Source organism: Jatrophihabitans sp. (assembly GCF_036389215.1).
Taxonomy (GTDB): Bacteria; Actinomycetota; Actinomycetes; order Mycobacteriales; family Jatrophihabitantaceae; genus Jatrophihabitans_A.
This window is the reverse complement of record NZ_DASVQG010000246.1, coordinates 1-22736: the sequence shown is the minus strand read 5'-3', so window position 1 is coordinate 22736 and position 22736 is coordinate 1. Positions and strand designations below refer to the sequence as shown.

The window sequence follows — 22736 nt, the reverse complement described above, 5'->3', positions numbered from 1 at the left end:
GTCGTATTCGTTGGTGTCGGGGTAGTAGTTGACCGCTGGGGAGCCGACCAGGATGGTGCCGTCGATGCTGTCCCAGGCCCAGCTGCTGCCGCCGCCGTAGCGTTGGGCCACCGCGCCGGTGCTGGTGGTGACGAAGATGTGATACCAATCCGACGCGCCGATCAGCGCCCCGGAGTTCGAGGCGTCGTTGTAGACCATGTTCTTGTACCGGTAGATCCGGTAACGGGAAGTGGGCTCGCCGCCGAGGTAGCTCTGGCTGAAGGTTTCCCCGATGTGGTGTTCCGGCGGCGCGGTGCCGGAGCTGCCGCCGCCGAAGTTGTAGTAGGAGATGTGCACGCTGTCGGCGGCCCAGCCCTCGAACAGGAAGGTGTGGCCGTCGATCGTGTCGTCGAAGACGTCACCCGGCCGGACGTCGGCCGTGGTCAGCGAGCTGCTGGCCGGTCCGACATCGACGAACAACGAGCTGGCCGCGATGCCGTCGGTGTTGTAGTCGGTGCCCAGGTGCAGCGCCATGTCGACGAAGCCGGAGCAGTCCTGCCGGTACTGGCGGGTGTTGCCAAGGTCCCAGCTGTAGGAGCTCTGGGAGTAGTTGGGCGCGAGGCTGTACCAGTCGGCGGCCCGCTGCATCACCTCGTTGGTGGTGATCACACCTCCGATGTCCGAAGCCGCCGCTGCCGGCTGACCCGGCAGCGCCAGCAGTCCCAGCACCACCAGGGCGGCACTGGTCAGCACCGCGCTGAGGACGGTTCCGTGACGTTTCTTGGGGTGCTGGTGGGGTACGAGGGCATGCGGGAGCGACGGAAGCACCATGGGGCATCCCTAACAATTCGGGCGAAAAGAAAAGTTAGGGAAACGTACGCTCACCGCAGGCATGGTGACAATGCTGTTACCAATTCTTTACAGCATTAGCTCCGGGCTACGGCGCGCCTCAGCCTCGGGTGATGTAGCTCTCGAGCTGGCCGCGGGTTTGTTCCAGGTCGGCGATCCTGGCCGCCACCACGTCCCCGACCGTGACGATGCCGGCCAGCTCGCCGTTGGCCAGCACCGGCATGTGCCGGATCCGCCGCTCGGTCATCGCGGCGCCGATCTGGTCCACGCCGTCGGTGGGTTGGCAGCTGACCACGTCGGTGGTCATCAGTTCCGAGACCGGCGCCTCCAGCACCCGGGCACCGTCCCGGTGCAGCCGGAGCACCACGTCACGCTCGGAGACGATGCCTACGGTCCGGCCGTCCTCGACCACGACCAGCGCGCCGATCTTGTGCTCGGCCAGGCTCGCCACCATCTCCGACACCGGCGCGTCGGAGGAGATGGTGATGACCTCCGAACCCTTGCGCCGCAAGATTTCCGCGATGAGCATCTGGCCTCCTGGTTACTTCGGGTGAGCCCTCACTGCAGACGCTAGTGGAGTGCCGGTGGCCTCGAAAGAGTTCTGCGGGCCCTGTTGGGCCATCGACGGTCGCCGCAGCGCGGGTGATTACGGCAGCCGCCGGGTGTGATTCCCGCCAGGGTGATCGAGGTTCCCACCAGGCATCGGGCAGTTCATGCGACTATGAGACACACGCAGTCGCCGCGCGGGCACTCGCCACCCCTGAGTTCGCCCGTGGCCAGACTCGCCAGAAGTTCACATAGTTGGACTGGCAGAGCCGCCTCAGCCAGAACAAGCAAGCCTGAGGGCACCCGCGGTGATCCCGCAGCCGGTGCTCGAAACGCGAGGAGACCTGATGTCGCTACACGGACACGTCCCCCCAGAGCCGGATCTGGTCCAGCTGCTGACTCCTGAGGGCAGCCGGGTGTCGCATCCGGACTTCCCGCTGGAGATCACCGACGACGAGATCACCTCGCTGTACCGGGACCTGGTGCTGGTCCGCCGCTTCGATGCCGAGGCCACCGCGCTGCAGCGGCAGGGTGAGCTCGGACTGTGGGCGTCCTGCCTCGGTCAGGAGGCCGCCCAGGTGGGTGCCGCGCGGGCGCTGCGCAAGCAGGACATGGCGTTCCCGACCTACCGCGAGCACGGGGTTGCCTGGTGCCGCGACGTCGACCCGGTGACGCTGCTGGGGATGTTCCGCGGGGTCAGCCTGGGTGGCTGGAACCCGAACGAGAACAACTTCAACCTCTACACCATCGTCCTGGGCGCCCAGACGCTGCACGCGGTGGGGTATGCCATGGGCGTGGTCCGCGACGGGGCCGTCGGCTCCGGCGAGTACGACCGTGACACCGCGGTGCTGGCCTTCTTCGGCGACGGCGCGTCGAGCCAGGGCGACGTCAACGAGGCCTTCATCTGGGCGGCGGCCGCCAACCTGCCGGTGGTGTTCTACTGCCAGAACAACCAGTGGGCGATCTCGGAGGCGGTCGAGCGCCAGAGCCGGGTGCCGCTGTTCCAGCGGGCGTCCGGCTTCGGCTTTCCGGGCGTCCGGATCGACGGCAACGACGTGCTGGCATGCCTGGCGGTGACCCGGCTGGCGCTGGACGAGGCCCGCTCGGGGCAGGGACCGACGCTGATCGAGGCTTACACCTACCGGATGGGCGCGCACACCACCTCCGACGACCCGACCCGGTACCGGCTCTCCGACGAGCTGGAGACCTGGCGGCTCCGGGACCCGATCGAACGGGTGCGGGCCTACCTGGTGCGCGAGGCCGGTATCGGCCAGGACTTCTTCGACTCCCTGGACGCCGAGTCCGACGCGCTGGCCGAACGGATCCGCGAAGCCTGCCGCACGCTGGAAGATCCCGGCCCGCTGTCGCCGTTCGACCATGTCTATGCCCAGATGACCGACGAGCTGGCCGAGCAGCGGGCCGGCTACGCCGAGTACCTGAACTCCTTCGAGGAGGCCCGATGAGCGAGCATCGCAGCGAAGCGAGCAGCGGAGCGAAGCAGGCGATGAGCGAGCATCGCAGCGAAGCGAGCGGGGAGATCGTATGAGCACCATGAGCATGGCGGCCGCGTTGAACGCGGCGCTGCGCAACCGGATGGAAGCCGACCCCAAGGTGCTGGTGATGGGCCTTGACGTCGGCAAGCTCGGCGGCGTCTTCCGGATCACCGACGGCCTGCAGAAGGACTTCGGCGAGGACCGGGTGATCGACGCGCCGCTGGGCGAGTCGGGCATCATCGGCTCGGCGGTGGGCCTTGCCATCCGGGGCTACCGGCCGGTCTGTGAGATCCAGTTCGACGGCTTCGTCTACCCCGCCTTCGACCAGATCGTCTGCCAGCTGGCCAAGTTCCACAACCGGTCCCTCGGCCAGGTGAAGATGCCGATCACCGTGCGGATCCCGTACGGCGGCGGCATCGGCGCGGTCGAGCACCACTCGGAATCGCCGGAGGCCTACTTCGCCCACACCGCCGGCTTGAAGGTGGTCACCTGTTCCAACCCCTCCGATGCCTACTGGATGCTCCGGCAGTCCATCGAGTCCGATGACCCGGTGATCTTCTTCGAGCCCAAGCGCCGGTACTGGGCCAAGGGCGATGTCGACCTGGAGGCGGTCCCCGCTGCCCTGGAGAAGGCTCACGTGATCCGGCCGGGCCGCGACGCCACGCTGGTCGCCTACGGTCCGATGGTCGCCACCGCGCTGGACGCCGCCCGGGCCGCCGCCGAGGACGGTTCGGAACTGGAGGTCATCGACCTGCGGTCACTGTCGCCGCTGGACACCGACACGGTGGTGCGGTCGGTGCAGAAGACCGGCCGGCTGGTCGTCGTGCACGAGGCCTCGGTGACGCTGGGAATGGGTGCCGAGATCGCGGCCCGGGTGCAGGAGCGGGCATTCTTCTCACTCGAAGCCCCGGTCCTGCGGGTCGGCGGCTTCGACACCCCCTACCCGGCGAGCCGGGTCGAGGAGGAGTGGCTGCCCGACGTCGACCGGATCCTCGACGCCGTCGACCGCTCCCTCGCCTACTAGATCGCCTACCAGGAGAACAGCAACGTGGCTGAGCTGAAGCATTTCAAACTTCCCGACGTCGGGGAGGGCCTCACCGAGGCCGACATCCTGCGCTGGGAGGTCAAGGTCGGCGATCCGGTCGTCGTCAACCAGGTGCTGGTCGAGGTCGAGACCGCCAAGGCGGCGGTGGAACTGCCCTCGCCCTATGCCGGGGTAGTGCACGAGATCCACTTCGACGAGGGCGTGACCGTCGACGTCGGCCAACCGATCATCACGCTCAGGGTGGGCAGCGGCGAGCTGACCGGCGGATCCGGTGGCAGCCAGCCGACGCCGCAGGCCGCTGCCAGGACGCCCGCGACTGCCAAGACTCCCGCCGAGGCCCCGGGCATTGCCGAGACCCCGGTGGGTGGCGGCGCCGAGGACATGATCCCGACACCGCCCGCGGACGGCGGGGTCAACGGTTCGGCGTCCGGCGGTGCGGCCTCGGGCAACGGCTCAGGCGGCGGCGAGCGGCAGTCGGTGCTGGTCGGCTACGGCGTCTCGGGTGAGCGCGGGCGCCGGCGCAAGCGGCCGCAGCCCTCGGCCGCGGTACCGGCCCCCACCGCCCACGAGGCATTCCAGGTGACTCCCAGCGCGGGTGCCGCGACCGCGGTGGTGGACCCGCACCGGGCGGTGCTGGCCAAGCCACCGGTCCGCAAGCTCGCCAAGACCCTCGGGGTGGATCTCGGCACCGTGGTGGCGACCGGTCCGAACGGCACCATCTCCCGCGAGGACGTCCAGCAGGCCGTGAACGCCCCGGTGGCGGCCACCGCCGTGCCGGCCCGCGAGGCCGAGACCAGGATCGCGATCAAGGGGGTGCGCAAGCACACCGCCGCGGCGATGGTGGCCTCGGCGTTCACCGCACCGCACGTCACCGAGTTCATCACCGTCGACGTCAGCGAGATGATGGAGCTGCGCAAGCGGATCGGCGCCCGGCGGGAGTTCGCCGGGGTCAAGGTCTCGCCGCTGCTGTTCGTCGCCCGCGCCGTGCTGTGGGCCGCCAGGCGCACCCCGATCATCAACTCCACCTGGGACGAGGCGGCCGGCGAGATCGTGGTCAAGCACTACGTCAACCTGGGCATCGCGGCGGCCACCGACCGGGGCCTGATCGTGCCCAACATCAAGGGCGCGCAGGCGTTGTCCCTGCTGGAGCTGGCCGAGGCCATCGGCACGCTCACCGACACCGCCCGGGCCGGCAGGACCACACCGGCCGACATGAGCGGCGGCACCTTCACCATCACCAACGTCGGGGTGTTCGGCGTCGACACCGGCACGCCGATCCTGAACCCGGGCGAGGCGGCGATCCTGGCCTTCGGCGCCATCCGGCGGCAGCCCTGGGTGGTCGGCGACGGTGACGACGAGCGGATCGAGCCACGCTGGGTCACCCAGCTCGCGGTGTCCTTCGACCACCGCTCGGTGGACGGCCAGCAGGGGTCGGAGTTCCTGGCCGACGTCGCGGCGGTGCTGCGCGATCCGGGGCTGGCGCTGCTCTGACCCGGTCGGGCCGTTCAGCCGGAGGATGCGGACAGCGCGGCCTCGATCGCGGAGACCACCTCGTCGGACTCCGGCTGGGTCTGCGGGGCGAACCTGGCCACCACCTGTCCGGACGGGGCGATGAGGAACTTCTCGAAGTTCCACCGGATGTCGCCGGTGTAGCCCTCGGCATCGGGCACGTCCACCAGTTCGGTGTACAGCGGATGCCGCCCCGCCCCGTTGACCTCGACCTTCTCGGTCAGCGGAAAGCTGACCCCGTAGGTGGTTGAACAGAACTCCGCGATCTGCTCGCTGCTGCCCGGCTCCTGGCCGGCGAACTGGTTACAGGGCACGCCGAGGACGGTGAAGCCCTGGTCGGCGAAGCGTTTCTGCAACCGCTCCAGTCCCTCGTACTGCGGGGTGAGGCCGCATCGGGAGGCGACGTTGACCACCAGGGTGGTGACGCCTGGCCGCGGCGCGAGGCTGGTATCGGCATGGCCGGTGCCATCGGCCGGAGCGGTCAGCGGGGCTATCCGTACATCGGAGATCGACATGCCGGCCAGCCTAGCCAGCGCCGGCCCGGCAGCGGCCTGCCGGGCCTCCGGCGGGAATATCTGACGACGGATGATGTTAAGCACAACGTAGGCATCGGATTCGCTTTGTTAGGGAAATCGGATAAGATGACTAACAGATCGAGGCAGTAGTACACCGCTAGGCGAACGAAGCTTGACGTACGACGGTCGCCCAGCAGCCCCGATGAACCGACAGCGACGTCACTCATCAGGCCGCAAGGCAGTAAGGGAGCTCGACATGGACATCAAGCGGAAGTTGCGTGCACGGCGGGCGTACCGGCAGTACGAGCGCGCGCTGCTGAGCGCATCACCGGCAATGCGCACCGAGTTGCTGGCGATAGCCGCCCACCAGAACTACCACCAGAACCAGGCTTTCAGCCGCTGAGGCCGTCGCTGACGGCGCACTCGCCGTCAGCTGACCGCCGGCCGTAAGTCAGGGGCCCGTCCAGGCATCTCTCGCCGAGATGCCGGGGCGGGCCTTCTTGTGCCTCAGCTCAAGACGGCCAGATCGCCCTGACGGACGGTTCCGGTCCGCACCACCTCGGCCTTCAGCCCCAGCAGCAACCGGTGCTCCTGCCCGAGGACCTTCAAGATCCGGCCGTCCCGGTCCAGCGGCCCCTGAGCCATGTCCACCATCACACAGCGCGACATGCCGGCTCCGAGCCGGATCACCACCTCGCTGCCCAGCCGCAGCTCACGACCGGTCCAGCCGTCCTCGACGAAGCCGGTGCCCGGCACGTCCAGGACCAGGTTGGGACGGAAGCGGGCCACGTCGACGGCATCGCCGAGCAGTTCCGCGAGCTTGCGCACCTCGGCGGTGGTGACCAGGTGCAGGCCGGAATCGTCGTGGTGCCGGATACCGCCCTCGCGGGCCAGCCTCAGCGGCTGGTGAAACGCCGCGCTCAGCAACTCCTCAGCCTCCGGCTCGTCGGCTCGGAACCGCTGGCCGGCCGGCGACTCGATCAGCGGGACCGCGCTGGTGGACGCCGCCAGGCTGGCCCGGAACCCGAGCAGCCCGTCGATCCGGCGGAACCGCCGGCTGGACTTCCCGCTTCCGATGCCGCCGTCCGTGGTGTAGACCGCCCACTGCCGATCCCCGGCGAAGCCCCGGTTCTCGACCTCGGCCTGGGCGAGCCGCTCGCCGCGCATCGATTTCACCGGGTAACGGGCCAGCAGCGAGACGGTGCCGACCTGGCCGGTGACGGGGTGCATGGCTCAAGCGTGCCGTACGCACCGCGCACCGTCAGGTGATGGTGGCGAGCAGCACCTCGGCCGCTAGGCGTGGGTCTCCGCGGGCGGGCCCCCTGCGCGCCGCCGCCCGATCGTGGGCATTGTCGGGTGTCCGGCAGACTGAACCGGTGACTACGGCGAAACAGGCTCGCGTCCGGGCACCGGAATTTCCCTCGGGCAGCTGGTTCAACGTCGGCGCGCCGCTGAGCCTGCGCGCGCTGCGCGGCAAGGTCGTGCTGCTGGACTTCTGGACCTTCTGCTGTGCCAACTGCCTGCACGTCATCGAGGAGTTGCACGCCCTGGAGCGCGACTTCGGCGACGAGCTGGTCATCATCGGGGTGCACTCGCCCAAGTTCGAGCACGAGAAGTCAGATCACGCGGTGGCGGCGGCGACCGAGCGCTACGGGGTGGCGCATCCGGTGTTCAACGATCCCGAGCTGTGGCTGTGGCAGCAGTACGCCGTCCGGGCCTGGCCGACACTGGTGCTGATCGACCCGGACGGCTATGTGGTCGCCCAGGCGGCCGGCGAGGGGCAGGCCAGCGGCCTCGCCCTGATGATCGAGGACCTGATCGCCCGGTACGACGCGGCCGGCACCCTGCGCCGTGGCGACAACCCGTACCAGCCCGCCGAGCCATCAGCCGGCGCGCTGCGGTTTCCGGCCAAGGCCATCCGGCTGGGCGGTGCGGCGCCGGGCGGCAGGTTGCTGGTCGCCGACAGCGGGCATCACCAGCTGGCCGAGACCGAACTGGACGGCGTCACGGTGCGGCGCCGGATCGGCTCCGGCGAGCGCGGTTCCGGCGGGCAGCGGCTGGCCGAACCGAACGGGCTCACCGAACTGCCGGCCAAGGTGGCCGCCGAAGCCGGCTTCGACGTCGTGGTGGCCGACACCGCGAACCACCAGCTGCGGGGCGTCCGGTCGGCCGACGCCGCCATCGTGCACACCGTCGACCTGGCCGCGGGCCTCACCGGGGTCAGCACGGTGACCGGCCCGGTGCCGGCGGTGCTCTCACCCTGGGACGTCGCCTGGTGGCCGGCGAGCGGGCAGGTGGTCATCGCCGCGGCCGGCGTGCACCTGCTGCTCGGCTGGGACCCGCGCACCGGCGCCGTCAGCATCCTGGCCGGCGCAGGCGTCGAAGGCCTGAAGGACGGCCCGGCGCTCGACGGCTGGCTGGCCCAGCCGTCCGGCCTGGCCGTGCAGGGCGAGCGGGTCTGGTTCGCCGACTCGGAGAACTCGGCGCTGCGCTACCTCGACACCGCCGGGCAGCTGCACACCGCGGTGGGTGAGGGCCTGTTCGACTTCGGCCACCGTGACGGCCCGGCCGGTCAGGCCCGGTTCCAGCACCCGCTGGGGCTCGCCGTCCTGGCCGACGGCTCGATCGCGGTCGCCGACACCTACAACGGCGCGATCCGCCGCTACGACCCGGCCACCGACGAGGTCAGCACGCTGGCCACCGGGCTCGCCGAGCCGTCCGGACTGGTGCTGGTGGACGGCGAGCTGGTGGTGGTCGAGTCCGCCGCGCACCAGCTGGTCCGCCCGGTCACCGCCGGCGAGCTGGACCGGGTGCTCGGCGCGGCGCTGCACACCCACCGCCCGGTCACCGAACTCGCCGCCGGAGAGCTGGAGCTGACGGTGCCGTTCGTGCCGCCGCCGGGCCGGAAGCTGGACGAGCGGTACGGGCCGGCCACCCAGCTGGCGGTCAGCGCCTCACCACCGGGGCTGCTGGCCGCCGGCGCCGGGACGTCCACCGGGCTCAGCCGGAACCTGGTGCTGGCCGGCAAGCCCGGAACGGAGGGCGTGCTGCACATCACCGCGCAGGCGGCCTCCTGTGACGATGACCCCGCGATCGAGCACCCGGCCTGCCACCTGGCTCGGCAGGACTGGGGAGTGCCGATCCGGCTGGCCGAGGGCGGCAGCTCGCAGTTGCGGTTGATGCTGCTCGGCTGATGCTGTTCGGTTAAGAACTCTGCTCGATCAGCTTCCGCCGTAGCCGCTCGGTGTCGGCGTCGGTCCAGCCGTGCCGGGCCAGCCAGCCGGGCACGCCGCCGAGGTCGGTGTCGATCGCCTCCAGCACCGCCACCATCACCGCTGCCGAGGCCGGCGGGATCTTGTCCGGCTGGCCCACCTCGAAGCCGTAGAGGTCGCTGCGGGCCAGGTGACCGACGATGGCCGCGATCTGGGACTGGGTCTGGGCGTAGTCGGCGGCGATCAGCTCGCGGGGAACGCCGGCCACGGTGAGGGCCAGTGCCACCACCACGCCGGTCCGGTCCTTGCCCGCCGCGCAGTGCACCACGGTGGCACCGGCCGGCTCGGCGATCGCCCGCAGCGCCGCGACGATGGAGTCCGGCCGCTGCTCCAGGTAGCGCAGGTAGGACGCGACCACCGGGCCGTGCGCGGTCGCGAACCCCTGCTGGTGCCAGGGCAGCGCAGCGGGCGCCTCGCCCTGCTGGCCGGCCGGCAGCTCGGTACGGTCGGCGGTGTCGGGATACAGCGACAGATGGTGGATCACCACGTCCGGCTGGGCATGCAGCGGGCCGGGGCCGTCCCGGTCGACCTCGATGTCGGTCCGCAGGTCCACCACCCGGCGTACCCCGTGGTCGCCGAGCAGGTGGCGGACGTCGGCGTCGGTGAGGTGTCCGAGGCTGGCGGAGCGGATCAGCACCCCGGACCGGATCGTGCCGCCGCCGTCGGTCGGCAGGCCGCCGACGTCGCGGGCGTTCACCGCGCCCTGCAGCTTGATCCAGTTCGCCGCACCGACCGTCATGGGCACACCCTAACCATTGCGCCGCCGGCGCCGGGCGCTAGAAGGCCTCCTCGCCGACGTCCATGATGGCGTTGTCGGTGGACTCGACGACCTTGCGGCGTGCCACCAGTTCCGGCAGCACCGTGGTGGCGAAGAACCGCGCGACCGCAAGCTTGCCCTCGTAGAAGGACTTGTCAGCGGCGGACAGCCCGTTACCGTCCAGCCTGGCCAGCGCGACGTGAGCCTGGCGCAGCAGCAGCCAGCCGACGGCCAGGTCACCGCACGACATCAGCAGCCGGGTGGTGTTCAACCCCACCTTGTAGACGTTGCGGACATCGTCCTGGGCCGAGGTCAACTGGGCGATCATCGCCGCGACCATGGTGCCCACCTCGGTCAGCGACCGGCTGACCGCCTCGCGCTCGACCTTGAGCCGGCCCTCCTCGGCGATCGAGTCCAGGAAGCCCTGGATCTCGGCCGACAGCGCCCCCAGCCCGACGCCCTTGTCACGCACGATCTTGCGGAAGAAGAAGTCCTGGCCCTGGATCGCCGTGGTGCCCTCGTACAGCGAGTCGATCTTGTTGTCGCGGATGTACTGCTCCAGCGGGTAGTCCTGCAGGAACCCGGAGCCCCCGAACACCTGCAGCGCCTGGCCCAGCTGCTCGTAGGAACGCTCGGAACCGACACCCTTGACGATCGGCAGCAGCAGGTCGTTGAGCCGCTCGTCGGTGCTGCCGGCCTGCCGGGCCGAGCGTCCTGGCTGGCCGCCGGTGCCGTCGGCCAGCCCACCGGCGGGCACCTCGTCGACGCCGGCTCCCGCGCTGGCGGCTTCGGAGTACTCGGTGACCTGGATCCGGTCCTGGACGCTGGCGGTGTAGAGCGCGAGCGCCCGCAAGCCCTCGGCGTAGGCCTTCTGCAGCATCAGCTGCCGGCGCACGTCGGGGTGGTGGATGATCGTGACGCGGGGAGCGGTCTTGTCCGCGGCCCGGGTCAGGTCCGCCGACTGGACCCGGGTCTTGGCGTAGTCCAGGGCGGCCAGGTACCCGGCCGACAGCTCGGAGTAGGCCTTGGTGCCCACCATCATCCGGGCGTGCTCGATGACCTTGAACATCTGCGCGATGCCGTCGTGCACCTCGCCGAGCAGCCAGCCCTTCGCCGGCGCCTTCTCGCCGAAGGTCACCTCGCAGGTGGTGGAGACCTTCAACCCCATCTTGTGCTCGACCCCGGTGACCAGCGCGCCGTTGCGGGCACCGAGTTCGCCGGTGTCCCAGTCGAAGTCGAACTTCGGCACCAGGAACAGCGACAGGCCCTTGGTGCCGGGTCCGGCACCTTCCGGCCGCGCCAGGACGAAGTGGACGATGTTGTCGGCCATGTCGTGGTCGCCGGAGGTGATGAAGCGCTTGACGCCCTCGACGTGCCAGCTGCCGTCGGCCTGCCGGATGGCCTTGGTGCGGCCGGCGCCGACGTCGGAGCCGGCGTCCGGCTCGGTCAGCACCATGGTGGCGCCCCAGCGCTTGTCGATGATCAGCTGGCCGATCTTGCGCTGCTCGGGGGTGCCGACCTGGTCGATGATGTTGGCGAAGGCCGGACCGCAGTTGAACATCCAGATGGCGGGGTTGGCTCCCAGCACCATCTCGGCGATCGACCAGACCAGCGACCGGGGAGCCAGGGTGCCGCCCACCGAGGGCAACGTCTCCAGCCGCCACCACTCGGCGTTCTGCCAGACCTTGTAGGACTTCTTGAACCCCTCGGGCATCGTCACCGAGTGAGTGGCCGGGTCGAACACCGGCGGGTTGCGGTCGGAGTCGACGTAGGACTCGGCCAACGGGCCCTCGGCAAGCGTGCGGACCTCCCGGAGAATCCCGCGAGCGGTATCGGCATCGATCTCGGCGAACGGTCCGGTACCCAGCCGGTCGCCGGTCCCGAGCACCTCGAAGAGGTTGAACTCGATGTCGCGGAGGTTGCTCTTGTAGTGGCCCATTATGGTCGATCTCCTTGTTACTCGTCAGTAGCATAAGAGTATTACCGACGAGTAGGTGTCGCAAGTGATTCGCGGCCCGAATGGCCCGACTGCTCGATCTGTCAGTTTCGCCTTCGATGTCGCGCCTGCCTTCTCAGGCGTTGCCGAGGGTTGCCAGCCCCGGGCGCGCCGGGCTTTCCCGGGCAGCGCTAGCCTCGAAAGCATGCAACTGCGGGTCTTCACCGAGCCGCAGCAGGGCGCCACCTATGAGGACCTGCTGCGGGTGGCCCAGGCCACCGAGGCGCTCGGATTCGATGCGTTCTTCCGCTCCGACCACTACCTGAACATGGGTGCGGGGTCCGGGCAGCCCGGTCCGACCGACGCGTGGGCGACACTGGCAGGCCTGGCCCGCGACACCAGCGGGATCCGGCTGGGCACCCTGGTGAGCCCGGCCACCTTCCGCCATCCCGGACCGCTGGCGATCACCGTCGCTCAGGTGGACCAGATGAGCGGTGGCCGGGTCGAGCTGGGCTTGGGAGCAGGGTGGTTCGAGGCCGAGCACACCGCCTACGGCATCCCCTTCGGCGACGTCGCCACTCGCTACGACATGCTCGCCGAGCAACTGGCGATCATCGACGGGCTGTGGCAGACACCGGTCGGGCAGCTCTTCGACTTCGCCGGCGAGCATTACCGGCTGCAGGACTCGCCCGCCCTGCCCAAGCCGGTGCAGCGGCCGCGAGTGCCCATCATCCTCGGCGGCGCGGCGAAGCGTCGCTCGGCCACGCTGGCCGCGGCGCATGCCGACGAGTACAACAGCGGCTTCCGGTCGGTGATCGAGAGTGGGCAGATCTTCGACCGGGTCCGGGCCGCGGTCGCCGAGGCCGGCCGGGCCGCCGGGGAGATGACCTACTCGATCGCCCAGGTCATCTGCGTAGGACGGACCGAGGCAGACCTGCGCCGCCGGGCCGAGGCGCTGGGACGCGAGCTGGCGGACTTGCGCGTCGAGGGGCTGGCCGGCACGCCCACCGAGGTGGTCGCCAAGCTCGGCGAGTTCGCCGAGACCGGCGCCAGCCGGGCCTACCTGCAGCTGATGGACCTCCGGGACCTGGATCAGCTGGAGCTGATCGCCGCCGACGTCGCACCGCAGCTGTAGGCGCACCGCAGCTGTAGGCGCTCGCCGCTGATGGTGCGGGTTTGCCAGGCGGGTCTAGATCAGGACGCGGAGCCGGATCGTCTCGGGCATTGCCCGGATCTCATCGACGATGGCCTGGGTGGTGCCGCTGACGCTGTCGGTCACGAGGTAGCCGACGTCGCCGCGGGTGCCCAGCAGCTGGGCCTCGATGTTCACGTCGTGCTCGGCCAGGATGCCGTTGACCCGAGCCAGCACGCCCGGCACGTTGCGGTGCAGGTGCACCAGCCGCAGGGTGTCCTTGCGCCGGGGCAGCCCGAGGCCCGGCAGGTTGACCGACAGGGCGGTGGAGCCCTCGGTGACGAAGTCCAGGAACTTGGTCGCGAGGAACTGCCCGATGTCCTGCTGAGCCTCTTCGGTGGACCCGCCGATGTGTGGCGTCAGGATGACGTTGGGCAGCCCGCGCAGTTCGGAGACGAACTCATCGCCGCGGCCCTTGGGCTCGATCGGGAACACGTCCACCGCGGCACCGGCGATGTGGCCGTTCTGGATGCCCTTGCGAAGTGCCGAGTAGTCGACCACGAAGCCGCGCGACAGGTTGAGGAAGAGGCTGCCCGGGCGCATCGCCGCGAACTCGGCCGCGCCGAAGATGTTCTTGTTCTCCGGCCGGCCGTCGACGTGCAGGGTGACGACGTCTGAGTCGTGCAGCAGTTCCTTGAGGCTGTTGCTGCGCTGGGCGTTGCCGAGGGCGAGCCGGTCGGCGGTGTCGTAGAACAGCACCCGCATGCCGAGGTTCTCGGCCAGCACCGACAGCTGGGTGCCGATGTTGCCGTAGCCGACGATGCCCAGGGTGCGGCCCCGGATCTCGTGCGCGCCGGCAGCGGACTTGTCCCAGATGCCGGAGTGCATCAGCTCGTTCTTCTCGGTCAGCCGCCGGGTCAGGGCGATCAGCTCGGCGATCACGAGTTCGACCACGCTGCGGGTGTTGGAGAACGGGGCGTTGAAGACCGTCACGCCGTGCTCGGTGGCCGACACCAGATCGATCTGGTTGGTACCAATGCAGAAGGCGCCGATGGCGAGCAGGTTGGGGGCGGCGCTGAGCACCTTGTCGGTGACCTGGGTCTTGGACCGGATGCCGAGCAGGTGCACGTCGGCGATCGCGTCGATCAGCTCCGCCTCGTCCAGGGCGCGGTCCAGGCTGGTGACCTCGAAGTCGGCCGACTGCAACCGCTCGACCGCCTCGGGATGAATGTGTTCGAGCAGCAGTACGCGTACGGGGCTGGCTGGCACAACTCACCTTCGAGGGCTTCTGGGGTTCCCGGGTGGGGATCGCGGGCGGGGTTCGCGAGCGCCGTTGCCCGCCGACGCGCCAGTCTAGTCGCCCCCGGGCCGGCCTCTCGCGACACGATCACGCTGTATCGGTCAATCTCGGGTTGTGCCTAGACAACCGGATACGGTCCAAGCCATGGATCCGGTCCGTAACCCCTACGCCCCCGGAGCAGGCCAGCGGCCCCCCGAACTGGCTGGCCGGGACGCTGAACTGCTGGCCTTCGACGTGGTGCTGGAGCGGGTGGCCCGCGGCCGGTCGGAGCGCTCCATCGTGCTGACCGGCCTGCGCGGCGTCGGCAAGACGGTGCTGCTCAACGCGCTGCGCTCAGCCGCCGTGCGGGCCGGCTGGGGCACCGGAAAGCTCGAGGCACGGCCGGACCAGTCGTTGCGCCGGCCGCTGGCCGCCGCCCTGCACGTGGCGATCCGCGAACTCGGCGCCGGCCATCCGGGCGCGGAGCACGTGCTCGGCGTGCTGCGGTCCTTCGCGCAGAAGGACGTGCCGGGCGCCAAGCTCCGCGAGCGCTGGCAACCGGGCATCGAGGTGGCCGCGGTGCCGGGCCGGGCCGACTCCGGCGACATCGAGATCGACCTGGTCGAGCTGTTCGGTGACGTGGCGGGGCTGGCTGGCGACGCCGGCCGAGGCATCGCGATCTTCCTCGACGAGATGCAGGACGTGGCACCGGAGGACGTCTCGGCGCTGTGCGCCGCCTGCCACGAGCTGAGCCAGAACGGCCTGCCGCTGGTCGTCGTCGGGGCCGGCCTGCCGCACCTGCCGGCGGTGCTGTCGGCGAGCAAGTCCTACAGCGAGCGGCTGTTCCGCTACGCCCGGATCGACCGGCTGGACCGGGCGGCGGCCGACCGGGCGCTGCAGTCACCGGCCCGGGACGAGGGCGCGGAGTTCACCCCCGACGGCCTGGCCGCGATGTATGAGATCACCGCCGGCTACCCGTACTTCATCCAGGCCTACGGAAAGGCCGTGTGGGACATCGCGCCCGGTTCTCCGATCACGGCCGCCGACGTCCGGGTGGCGGCACCCGAGGCCGAGGCCGAGCTCGCGGTGGGCTTCTTCGGCTCCCGGTTCGAGCGGGCAACCCCGGCCGAGCGGGAGTACCTGCATGGCATGGCGGCGGCGGCCTGTGCGGTGCAGACCTCGGCCGAGGCACCCACCGAACCCGAGTCGGTGCCGACCGCGGCGGTCGCCGACTTCCTCGGCCGCAAGCCCCAGTCACTGTCACCGGCACGCGATGCGCTGCTGAAGAAGGGGTTGATCTATTCGGGCACCCGCGGCCAGATCGCCTTCACCGTTCCGCATTTCGGGCGCTACCTGCGCGCCCAGCACATCGAGTGAGCCGACGCCCGCTTGCGCTTTCTAGGTTCCTCTAGGTGTTTCTAGGCTGCTCTAGCCTGTGCCTTAGGGATACCTAGGCAAGCCTAGCCAGCGGTCTGATCACCTCGGCCCGCCGGACCTGTCGGCACCGGAGTTGTCGCTGCCGGATCACGCCTAGGTTGCAGTTCGAGCTCGGGGCTTTTGCGCCGCGATGACGGGTCGGAACCTGGAAAGGTGACGATCAGTGCCGCCCAGTGGCGAGCCCGCCGGTTGACCGGTGCGGGCGTCAGCCCGGGGGAGGCGCGGGCCGCCCAGCCGGATCCGGTAGGCGCCTCGTCCCGGCAGCAACGCCGGTATGCCCGCGCAGAGCGCGCCGGCACGGCCGCCGCGGTCAATGACCGCCTACTGGACGCGGTCGTCCTGCTGTCGGTGGTGGTCTTCCTGGTGCTGGCCTTCGGAGCCGGCATGCTGGTCCTGCAGAGCGCACTGCACGGCTGAGCGCGAGGGCGGCGCCGGCACCAGCGCCGAGACGGCTCTGCCAAGATGGCGGCGACAGCTTTCGCCGCGGTAGGGCGCTACCGCCGAATGAGGTGAGACTTCGTGTTTCAGCCGCCGCCTTACGGTGGGTTACCGCCGGCCAATCCGTACTACGGTGCGATGGCCCCCAAGCCGGGCTGCATACCGCTGCGCCCGCTGACCGTCAGCGAGGTCCTCGGCGGCGCGTTCGAGGCGATCAAGCGCAATGCCCGCACCGTCCTCTGGCTCTCGGCGGCAGCCGGGGCCGTCCAGGCGCTGATCGCGCTGATCGTGCAGCGCTCTGCCAACGTGCAGGTCGCCCAGGCCGTCGACCGGAGCGACCCGGCCAATCCGCAGGTGCACTGGGACCAGCTGGGCAAGCTGCTGGGCAGCACGCTGGGTCTGTCGCTGCTGGGCACCATCATCGCTGCCGTGCTCACCGGGATGATCGTGGTGGTGGTGACCGAGGACGTCGTCGGCCGGACGGCGAGCTGGGACCTGGTGTGGTTGAAGGTGCGTTCCAGGATCTGGCGCTTGATCGTGCTGTCGCTGCTGGTCAGCCTGCTGGCGGCGCTCGGCCTGGCGCTGTGCCTGGCACCCGGTATCTGGCTGTGGGGTATCTGGGCCGTCGCGGTACCGGTGCTGATCATCGAGAACCGCGGCATCGGCCGCGCGCTGCGACGATCTCAGCACCTGGTTCGCGGCACGTTCTGGCGGGTCTGGGGCATCCGGGCACTCGGCTTCGGCATCACCGTGATCCTCGGCGGCGCCGCCAGCGCGGTGGTGGGCGCCATCGCCAGCGCCGTGACCGGGGACCAGCCGACCGGTTTTCTCGGCACCAGCGGCGGTGGTTCGCTGTCGTGGGCGTACCTGCTGATCTCCGCGCTCGGGACTGCCCTGGTGGCGACCCTGACCGCACCGTTCCAGGCCAGCATCGACTCCCTGCTCTACGTCGACCTGCGGATGCGCAAGGAGAACCTGGCGATGGAGCTGCAGCAGGCCGCGTCCGGCGTCGGGCAGCCACCGCCGCCACCGCGGTATCTGCAATGAGTCCAGGGGCGAGCCGGGCTTGCCGTCCTGCCATCCGGTGGCGGTAGCGTCTGGTGGGTGACCACATCCGGAGTACGCATCGGTGTCCAGCTCCAGCCGCAGCATGCCGATTACGCGGAGATCAGGCGGGCGGTGACCGAGGCCGAAGACCTCGGCGTCGACATCGCATTCAACTGGGACCACTTCTATCCGCTCAGGGGTGAGCCCGAGGGCAAGCACTTCGAGTGCTGGACCATGCTGGGCGCCTGGGCCGAGCAGACCTCCCGGATCGAGATCGGCGCGCTGGTCACCTGCAACGGCTACCGCAACCCCGAGCTGCTTGCCGACATGGCGCGCACGGTCGATCACATCAGTAACGGACGGCTGATCCTGGGCATCGGCTCCGGCTGGTTCGAGAAGGACTACCAGGCCTACGGCTACGACTTCGGCACCGCCGGCTCCCGCCTGGACCAGCTCGCCGAGTCGCTGCCCCGGATCGAGGGGCGCTGGGAACAGCTGAATCCGGCACCGACGCGCAAGATCCCGGTGCTGATCGGTGGCGGCGGTGAGCGCAAGACGCTGCGGATGGTGGCTCGGCACGCCGACATCTGGCATTCCTTCTCCGACCTCGACACCTTCAAGCACAAGTCCGAGGTGCTGGCCGGCTGGTGCGCCGAGTTCGACCGGAGCCTGGAGGAGATCGAGCGCTCGGTGGCCGTGCAGCCAGGGACGGCGGCCGAGGTCGGCCCTGCCTACCTGGAAGCCGGCGCGCGGCTGTTCACGGTGGGTCTCAGCGGACCGTCCTACGACCTGAGCGCGGTGCGCGACTGGGTGGCCTGGCGCGACAGCCTGTAGCCGGCTGCCGTCCGCCGGCCGTGTCCGGTTGACGGCGCACCGGCCCGGACGTTAGCGTCCGCGGTGCGTGATGGCGTGCGGAAGCCGGTGAGATCCCGGCACGGTCGCGCCACTGTGAGTCGGCCACCGCGGTGTCCGGCGAGTCAGGTTGCTTCGCCATCACGATGCCCAACCGGCCCACCTACCAAGGGACGCAGAATCCCTGAAGGAGGCACTACATGAGCAGCAGCTCACCCGCGCCCACCACCACTGCCACCCCCGTTGTCCTGCCGATCAGCACGGCAGTGCTGTGGCTGGCCGGCGCCCTGTTCCTGGCGATGGCGATGTACTTCCTGATCGGTGTCGACCAGGGCGCGGTCTCGATCTTCGGCCAGAACAGCAACATCCACGAGTTCGTGCACGACGCCCGCCACCTGCTCGGGTTCCCCTGCCACTAGCCACGTCGCGCAAGAACGGAACATGGAAAAGGACCTCATCGGCCGTGGCGTGCTCTGCGGAGCGATCGCAGGGCTGCTGAGCTTCGTGTTCAGCCGGGTCTTCGCCGAGCCGTACGTCCAGAAGGCGATCGACTACGAGGCCGGCCGCGATGCCGCCCAAGCACTGCTCGACAAGTCGGCCGGCCTGCCCGCCGAGTCCGACCTGTTCACCCGCACCGTCCAGGCCGACGTCGGCATGGGCGTGGGAATGATCGCCTTCGGCATCGGGATGGGGGCGCTGTTCGCGCTCGTCTACGCGGTCTGCCTCGGCCGGGTCGGCCGGCTGCGCCCGCGCCCGCTGGCGTTGCTGGTGGCCGCCGCCGGCTTCCTCGGGTTGTACCTGGTGCCGTTCCTGCGCTACCCCGCCAACCCGCCGGCGGTCGGTCTGGCCGACACCATTCGGCAGCGCACCGGCATGTACCTGGTGATGGTGCTGTCCTCGGTGGCGCTGCTGGCGCTCGCGGTCTGGCTCGGCCAGCGGCTGCGGGCGCGGTTCGGCAACTGGAACGCCAGCCTGCTTGCCGGTGCGGCGTTCGTCGTCGCGATCGGCACCGTGATGGCGCTGCTGCCGTCCTTCGGCCAGCCCGCGACCGGCCGGTTCGCCGCCACGGCGTCGGAGACCCCGCTGCCGCTGACCGATGCCAACGGTGCGATCAGCTATCCCGGCTTTCCCGCCGACGTGCTGTTCTACTTCCGGCTCTACTCCGTCGCCGGGCAGCTCCTGCTGTGGTCGGCGATCGGGCTGCTGTTCGCACCGATGGCCGATCGGCTGCTGGGCCAGGCGGCCGGCGCGGCGAACCGGTCGGGTGCGGCGGCAGCCCAGGCCTGACCGGCCGGTGACCACAGCTCCCGCGGCGGATCCGGTGCGGGCCGGCGTACTGGCCGAGCTGGCCGGGCTGGGACCGTTCTTCGCCCTCGACTCGCACCCGGCGCGGTCCCCGGCGGTTGCCCCGTGGCGCCCGCTTGACGAGCTGTTCCACCAGCCGGCTGCGCTGCGGGCATGGGTTGCCGCGGTGCGAGGCGCCCTTGCTGAGGTAAGCGGGCGCCCGGTCGACGCCGTGGAGCCGAGGGTCGCCGCGTCGATGGCCCAGCTGCGCCTGGCTGCCCGGCTGATCTGCCCGGCCTTCGGCGTGGCGCTGCTCACCGGCGGCCTGCTGGAGGTGGACCCGGCCCGGATGCGATGGCAGCCGAGTACTCACGGCGCCCTCGCGCTCTCGATCCGCGACGACGTGATGACGTCGGCGAACCGGCGAGACGCCGCCTGCCCTCAGGATCCTGCCAGCCGTCACGACCCGGCACGTCTCGCCGACGCCCTGGCGGTGAGCCTGCTGGCCGGGCCGGTACGGGCGCTGGTCCAGGCGTGCCGGCCGTTCAAGGTGTCCGAGCAGGTGCTCTGGGGCAACGTCGCATCGGTCGTGCACGGCGCGGTGGCCCTGATCGACACCGCCGCACCGCGCCTGACCGGCGAGGCCGAGGTGATCGCGGCCGGGTTGCTGGACCAGCCACCGCTGCGGGGCAGCCACCAGGGCAGCGACCGCGGCACATTCCGCCGCCGCAGTTGCTGCCTGGTGTACCGGTTGGCGGCATCGCCCGTGCCGGTGTGCGGCGACTGCGTGTTGGAGCGGGCACCGGCACCTGCCAGCCGTGCATCGACCCGACCGTAGCGGGGAGTCCGACCGTAGGGGGGCGGTCGGAGGGCTATCCGGCCGTAGGGGAGTCCGGCCATAGGGCATCGGGTCTATCGGTCTATCGGTCGTAGGGTCAATCGGGTCGTAGGGTCAATCGGTCGTAGGGGTCAACTCGGCCATAGGCGAGCGGTACGGAAGTGGGCCTTGACGAGTGGAGCGGGTGACGGGAATCGAACCCGCGCCGTCTGCTTGGGAAGCAGAAACTCTGCCATTGAGCTACACCCGCGTGCGCTGGTCAGCGCTTCCGCTCAATCATCCTAGCGAACCGGGCCCGGCGTCCAGCCCGGGTCAGCCCGTGCGGCTCAGCTCCATCCAGTCGGCGTCGGTGTCCGGCGCGAACAGCACCCCCGGGCCACAGTCGAATACCCGCTCGATCGCGCGGGCCGTGCCCAGTGAGCAGGTGGTCCGCCGGCCGGTGAACAGGTGGTTCACCGTGGCGTGACCGAGACCGGCCGCACGCGCCAGTTGCCGCTCGGACAGGCCCGCCGCATCCAGGAAGTCGATCAGCGTCTGACGGCTACGAAGTTGCATTGATCCTCATCCCAGACCGGCGCCTGAGTTCAGAGAACACCCCAATACTCACGTTTCCCCCTCGTGCAGTGGCTTTGGGGCAGTAACACGCACCGCGCGGATACCCCGTGGAAGTCGATTTGCGTTCGTCGATGGACGCGCCGGCCGACCAATCGACGAACGGACTAGGCAGTTCGTCTATCGCCGTCTATACTGTCTATAGTCGCTAGCGACCAGCGACGTGATCGTAATCAGGACAAGTCGGCCCAAGCAAGAGCTGTTCTTTGTTAAGCCCGCGCTCTACGCTGTCGCTTGCTATTCGGCCACCACCGAAGGAACCCCGCCGCTATTGAGTACGCTGTCCGACTACCTCAACGAGCATCTACCCGACGGCTGGCAGAAGCCGCAGTTGGTAGAGGCTCTCAGCGGCACGCTCGACCGAGCCACGGTCTACCGGTATCTGGCCGGAAGTCATCCGCGAAGCCCGGCCGAGTCGGTGCTGGAGGCGTTCGCGAAGGTGCTTCCCGGAGTCACGGTCGTCGAGCTGCGAGCGGCGGCCAACCTCTCGGCCGGCGCCGAGGAACCGTGGGTGCCACCGGTCGAGGCCAACCGGCTCAGCCACGCGCAGCGGCGAGCGCTGGAATCCTTCATCAAGGCGACGGTAGGCCCGATCGACGACGGCGACGAGCCGAACCATCGGCAACCGAGTGTGGACCTGCAGCCCGCGGCGCCCGCGCTGACCGAGCAGGAACGGGCAGAGGTCGAGAGCTACGTCCAGCGGCTGTATGCCTCGGGCCGCAAGGATCTTGCCGACCGGGTTGCGAGCTCCCTGGTGAACAACCCGAGCATCGAGCCCGCCACCAGGCCGGCTGACGCCTGACGTCGCGAGGCCCACCGCGGGTTCGGTACTGTCCGCGCCATGCTTCTGAGCGATCGCGACATCAGGGCCGAGGTCCAGGCTGATCGGCTGAGGTTGCAGCCCTGGGACCCCGAGCTCGTGCAGCCGTCCTCGATCGATGTCCGGCTGGATCGGTACTTCCGGGTCTTCAACAACTCCCAGTACACCCACATCGATCCCGCCGTGCAGCAGGACGAGCTCACCTCCCTGGTGGAGCCCGCGGGGGAGGACCCGTTCGTGCTGCATCCCGGGGAGTTCGTGCTCGGCTCCACGCTCGAGATCGTCACGCTGCCCGACGACCTGGCCAGCAGGCTGGAGGGCAAGTCCTCCCTCGGCCGGCTCGGGCTGATCACCCACGCCACCGCCGGTTTCATCGATCCGGGGTTCTCCGGGCACATCACCCTGGAACTGTCCAACGTGGCCAACCTGCCGATCACCCTCTGGCCCGGCATGAAGATCGGTCAGCTGTGCGTGTTCCGGCTGTCCTCGCCGGCCGAGCATCCCTACGGCAGTGACCGTCACGGCTCCCGGTACCAGGATCAGCGCGGTCCCACCCCGAGCCGCTCGTACCGGAACTTCACCCGGTGGCCGACGTCCGAGCGGCCGACGTCCTGAACCAGCCTGACCTGGTCACTCAGGCAGGGGCGCCATCACTGCGGGCTCAACCCCGGTCGGGATCCCGGCGAGATCGGACCGTGAAGTGCTGCCGCCACCGGTCAGCCAGGCTGAGGTCACCGCGCAGCGCCACGTCGTCGTCACCGGCTCGGTTCCACACCCAGCGGTAGAGGTCACTGGCCAGGCCGAAGACGGCCAGGTCGGCAGTGTCGAGGGCCACCGGCCGGCAGCTGAGCGAGTCCGGGCCGATGCTCAGCGTCCAGGACGCGTTGGAGTCCAGCGGGATCACGGAGATCGTCCGGTCGCCGGTCAGGCCGCTGCGGTCGAAACGGTTCGCCGAGCCGGTGAACAACTCCTCGATGCCGTCGACGGCGAATGCCGGCTCGAAGCTGGTGACCCCGTAGCCGGCCGCGAGGGCCGCGTCGACCCGGTGGATCGCGGTCTCGTGCGCCAGCCGGCGAGCCCAGAACAGCTTGGCCGA

General features: G+C 69.8%; 22 protein-coding genes, 1 tRNA gene, 2 pseudogenes and 1 riboswitch. Of the genes and pseudogenes, 15 read left to right on the top strand and 10 right to left on the bottom strand.

Going from position 1 to position 22736, the window contains the following annotated elements; genetic code table 11:
• Both VF542_RS13765 and VF542_RS13760 read right to left on the bottom strand, forming a co-directional pair.
• Positions 1–810: pseudogene (locus VF542_RS13765) on the bottom strand (hypothetical protein); the annotation flags it as partial.
• A gap of 118 nt (positions 811–928) precedes the next feature.
• Complete coding sequence (locus VF542_RS13760; RefSeq protein ID WP_408652273.1) at positions 929–1357, bottom strand: CBS domain-containing protein; 429 nt, start codon at positions 1355–1357, stop codon at positions 929–931.
• A 364-nt stretch (positions 1358–1721) separates the two neighbouring features.
• On the opposite strand from VF542_RS13760, the gene pdhA reads away from it, so the two are divergent.
• From pdhA to VF542_RS13745, 3 genes are all read left to right on the top strand, one after another.
• Positions 1722–2837, top strand: coding sequence for a pyruvate dehydrogenase (acetyl-transferring) E1 component subunit alpha (gene pdhA / locus VF542_RS13755; protein WP_408652272.1), 1116 nt, complete (start codon positions 1722–1724; stop codon positions 2835–2837).
• A gap of 88 nt (positions 2838–2925) precedes the next feature.
• Positions 2926–3891: an alpha-ketoacid dehydrogenase subunit beta gene (locus VF542_RS13750; RefSeq protein ID WP_408652274.1), complete on the top strand. Its 966-nt coding sequence runs from the start codon at positions 2926–2928 to the stop codon at positions 3889–3891.
• A gap of 24 nt (positions 3892–3915) precedes the next feature.
• A complete protein-coding gene (locus VF542_RS13745; protein WP_408652271.1) occupies positions 3916–5403 on the top strand; it encodes a dihydrolipoamide acetyltransferase family protein in 1488 nt (495 codons plus the stop codon).
• 14 nt (positions 5404–5417) lie between these two features.
• On the opposite strand, the gene VF542_RS13740 is transcribed toward VF542_RS13745, so the two are convergent.
• Entirely contained in the window at positions 5418–5936 is a 519-nt protein-coding gene (locus VF542_RS13740) for a glutathione peroxidase (protein ID WP_408652270.1), read from the bottom strand.
• A gap of 256 nt (positions 5937–6192) precedes the next feature.
• Between VF542_RS13740 and VF542_RS13735 the strand changes: the two genes are divergently transcribed.
• The gene (locus VF542_RS13735; protein ID WP_408652269.1) at positions 6193–6339 is read left to right on the top strand and encodes a hypothetical protein; all 147 of its coding nucleotides are present in this window, start codon (positions 6193–6195) and stop codon (positions 6337–6339) included.
• Between the two features lie 104 nt (positions 6340–6443).
• On the opposite strand, the gene VF542_RS13730 is transcribed toward VF542_RS13735, so the two are convergent.
• Positions 6444–7166: an MOSC domain-containing protein gene (locus VF542_RS13730; RefSeq protein ID WP_408652268.1), complete on the bottom strand. Its 723-nt coding sequence runs from the start codon at positions 7164–7166 to the stop codon at positions 6444–6446.
• A gap of 146 nt (positions 7167–7312) precedes the next feature.
• Here VF542_RS13730 and VF542_RS13725 point away from each other — a divergent pair, with 146 nt between their 5' ends.
• Positions 7313–9130 (top strand): thioredoxin-like domain-containing protein, encoded by a 1818-nt coding sequence (locus tag VF542_RS13725; RefSeq protein ID WP_408652267.1) that lies wholly within the window; start codon positions 7313–7315, stop codon positions 9128–9130.
• 10 nt (positions 9131–9140) lie between these two features.
• On the opposite strand, the gene VF542_RS13720 is transcribed toward VF542_RS13725, so the two are convergent.
• Positions 9141–9947, bottom strand: coding sequence for a tyrosine-protein phosphatase (locus VF542_RS13720; RefSeq protein WP_408652266.1), 807 nt, complete (start codon positions 9945–9947; stop codon positions 9141–9143).
• Between the two features lie 37 nt (positions 9948–9984).
• Positions 9985–11904, bottom strand: a complete 1920-nt coding sequence (locus VF542_RS13715; RefSeq protein WP_408652265.1) for an acyl-CoA dehydrogenase — start codon at positions 11902–11904, stop codon at positions 9985–9987.
• A 202-nt stretch (positions 11905–12106) separates the two neighbouring features.
• Between VF542_RS13715 and VF542_RS13710 the strand changes: the two genes are divergently transcribed.
• The gene (locus VF542_RS13710; RefSeq protein WP_408652264.1) at positions 12107–13036 is read left to right on the top strand and encodes an LLM class F420-dependent oxidoreductase; all 930 of its coding nucleotides are present in this window, start codon (positions 12107–12109) and stop codon (positions 13034–13036) included.
• Positions 13037–13090: 54 nt separating this feature from the next.
• Here the strand turns inward: VF542_RS13710 and serA are convergent, their stop codons facing one another.
• On the bottom strand, positions 13091–14302 hold the full coding sequence (gene serA / locus VF542_RS13705; protein ID WP_408652263.1) for a phosphoglycerate dehydrogenase: 1212 nt from the start codon (positions 14300–14302) through the stop codon (positions 13091–13093).
• Between the two features lie 175 nt (positions 14303–14477).
• On the opposite strand from serA, the gene VF542_RS13700 reads away from it, so the two are divergent.
• The 7 genes from VF542_RS13700 to VF542_RS13670 all read left to right on the top strand — a co-directional run bounded on the left by VF542_RS13700 (position 14478) and on the right by VF542_RS13670 (position 20208).
• Positions 14478–15689 (top strand): ATP-binding protein, encoded by a 1212-nt coding sequence (locus VF542_RS13700; RefSeq protein WP_408652262.1) that lies wholly within the window; start codon positions 14478–14480, stop codon positions 15687–15689.
• Positions 15690–15902: 213 nt separating this feature from the next.
• Positions 15903–16166: a hypothetical protein gene (locus tag VF542_RS13695; RefSeq protein ID WP_408652261.1), complete on the top strand. Its 264-nt coding sequence runs from the start codon at positions 15903–15905 to the stop codon at positions 16164–16166.
• 159 nt (positions 16167–16325) lie between these two features.
• Entirely contained in the window at positions 16326–17234 is a 909-nt protein-coding gene (locus VF542_RS13690; RefSeq protein WP_408652260.1) for a hypothetical protein, read from the top strand.
• Between the two features lie 57 nt (positions 17235–17291).
• Entirely contained in the window at positions 17292–18068 is a 777-nt protein-coding gene (locus VF542_RS13685) for an LLM class F420-dependent oxidoreductase (protein ID WP_408652259.1), read from the top strand.
• A gap of 66 nt (positions 18069–18134) precedes the next feature.
• Positions 18135–18232: riboswitch (adenosylcobalamin (AdoCbl) riboswitch) on the top strand.
• Positions 18233–18286: 54 nt separating this feature from the next.
• Positions 18287–18505: a CbtB domain-containing protein gene (locus tag VF542_RS13680; protein WP_408652258.1), complete on the top strand. Its 219-nt coding sequence runs from the start codon at positions 18287–18289 to the stop codon at positions 18503–18505.
• 22 nt (positions 18506–18527) lie between these two features.
• Positions 18528–19373, top strand: a complete 846-nt coding sequence (locus tag VF542_RS13675; RefSeq protein ID WP_408652257.1) for a CbtA family protein — start codon at positions 18528–18530, stop codon at positions 19371–19373.
• A 7-nt stretch (positions 19374–19380) separates the two neighbouring features.
• On the top strand, positions 19381–20208 hold the full coding sequence (locus VF542_RS13670; RefSeq protein ID WP_408652256.1) for a (2Fe-2S)-binding protein: 828 nt from the start codon (positions 19381–19383) through the stop codon (positions 20206–20208).
• A gap of 176 nt (positions 20209–20384) precedes the next feature.
• Here VF542_RS13670 and VF542_RS13665 read toward each other — a convergent pair.
• Positions 20385–20458, bottom strand: a tRNA-Gly gene (locus VF542_RS13665).
• A 62-nt stretch (positions 20459–20520) separates the two neighbouring features.
• Positions 20521–20763, bottom strand: a complete 243-nt coding sequence (locus tag VF542_RS13660; RefSeq protein WP_408652255.1) for a helix-turn-helix transcriptional regulator — start codon at positions 20761–20763, stop codon at positions 20521–20523.
• Between the two features lie 328 nt (positions 20764–21091).
• Between VF542_RS13660 and VF542_RS13655 the strand changes: the two genes are divergently transcribed.
• Both VF542_RS13655 and dcd read left to right on the top strand, forming a co-directional pair.
• Entirely contained in the window at positions 21092–21622 is a 531-nt protein-coding gene (locus VF542_RS13655) for a hypothetical protein (protein ID WP_408652254.1), read from the top strand.
• Positions 21623–21661: 39 nt separating this feature from the next.
• Complete coding sequence (dcd, locus tag VF542_RS13650) at positions 21662–22255, top strand: dCTP deaminase (RefSeq protein ID WP_408652253.1); 594 nt, start codon at positions 21662–21664, stop codon at positions 22253–22255.
• Positions 22256–22301: 46 nt separating this feature from the next.
• Here dcd and VF542_RS13645 read toward each other — a convergent pair.
• Positions 22302–22736 (bottom strand): annotated as a pseudogene (locus VF542_RS13645) (hypothetical protein); the annotation flags it as partial.

Coding starts and splice junctions, on each gene's coding strand:
- pdhA (WP_408652272.1), top strand. CDS start 1,722: ATGTCGCTACACGGACACGTCCCCCCAGAGCCGGATCTGGTCCAGCTG.
- VF542_RS13720 (WP_408652266.1), bottom strand. CDS start 9,947: ATGACGGTCGGTGCGGCGAACTGGATCAAGCTGCAGGGCGCGGTGAAC.
- VF542_RS13740 (WP_408652270.1), bottom strand. CDS start 5,936: ATGTCGATCTCCGATGTACGGATAGCCCCGCTGACCGCTCCGGCCGAT.
- VF542_RS13730 (WP_408652268.1), bottom strand. CDS start 7,166: ATGCACCCCGTCACCGGCCAGGTCGGCACCGTCTCGCTGCTGGCCCGT.
- dcd (WP_408652253.1), top strand. CDS start 21,662: ATGCTTCTGAGCGATCGCGACATCAGGGCCGAGGTCCAGGCTGATCGG.
- VF542_RS13715 (WP_408652265.1), bottom strand. CDS start 11,904: ATGGGCCACTACAAGAGCAACCTCCGCGACATCGAGTTCAACCTCTTC.
- VF542_RS13750 (WP_408652274.1), top strand. CDS start 2,926: ATGAGCATGGCGGCCGCGTTGAACGCGGCGCTGCGCAACCGGATGGAA.
- VF542_RS13675 (WP_408652257.1), top strand. CDS start 18,528: ATGGAAAAGGACCTCATCGGCCGTGGCGTGCTCTGCGGAGCGATCGCA.
- VF542_RS13660 (WP_408652255.1), bottom strand. CDS start 20,763: ATGCAACTTCGTAGCCGTCAGACGCTGATCGACTTCCTGGATGCGGCG.
- VF542_RS13690 (WP_408652260.1), top strand. CDS start 16,326: ATGGCCCCCAAGCCGGGCTGCATACCGCTGCGCCCGCTGACCGTCAGC.
- VF542_RS13710 (WP_408652264.1), top strand. CDS start 12,107: ATGCAACTGCGGGTCTTCACCGAGCCGCAGCAGGGCGCCACCTATGAG.
- VF542_RS13680 (WP_408652258.1), top strand. CDS start 18,287: ATGAGCAGCAGCTCACCCGCGCCCACCACCACTGCCACCCCCGTTGTC.
- VF542_RS13735 (WP_408652269.1), top strand. CDS start 6,193: ATGGACATCAAGCGGAAGTTGCGTGCACGGCGGGCGTACCGGCAGTAC.
- VF542_RS13700 (WP_408652262.1), top strand. CDS start 14,478: ATGGATCCGGTCCGTAACCCCTACGCCCCCGGAGCAGGCCAGCGGCCC.
- VF542_RS13760 (WP_408652273.1), bottom strand. CDS start 1,357: ATGCTCATCGCGGAAATCTTGCGGCGCAAGGGTTCGGAGGTCATCACC.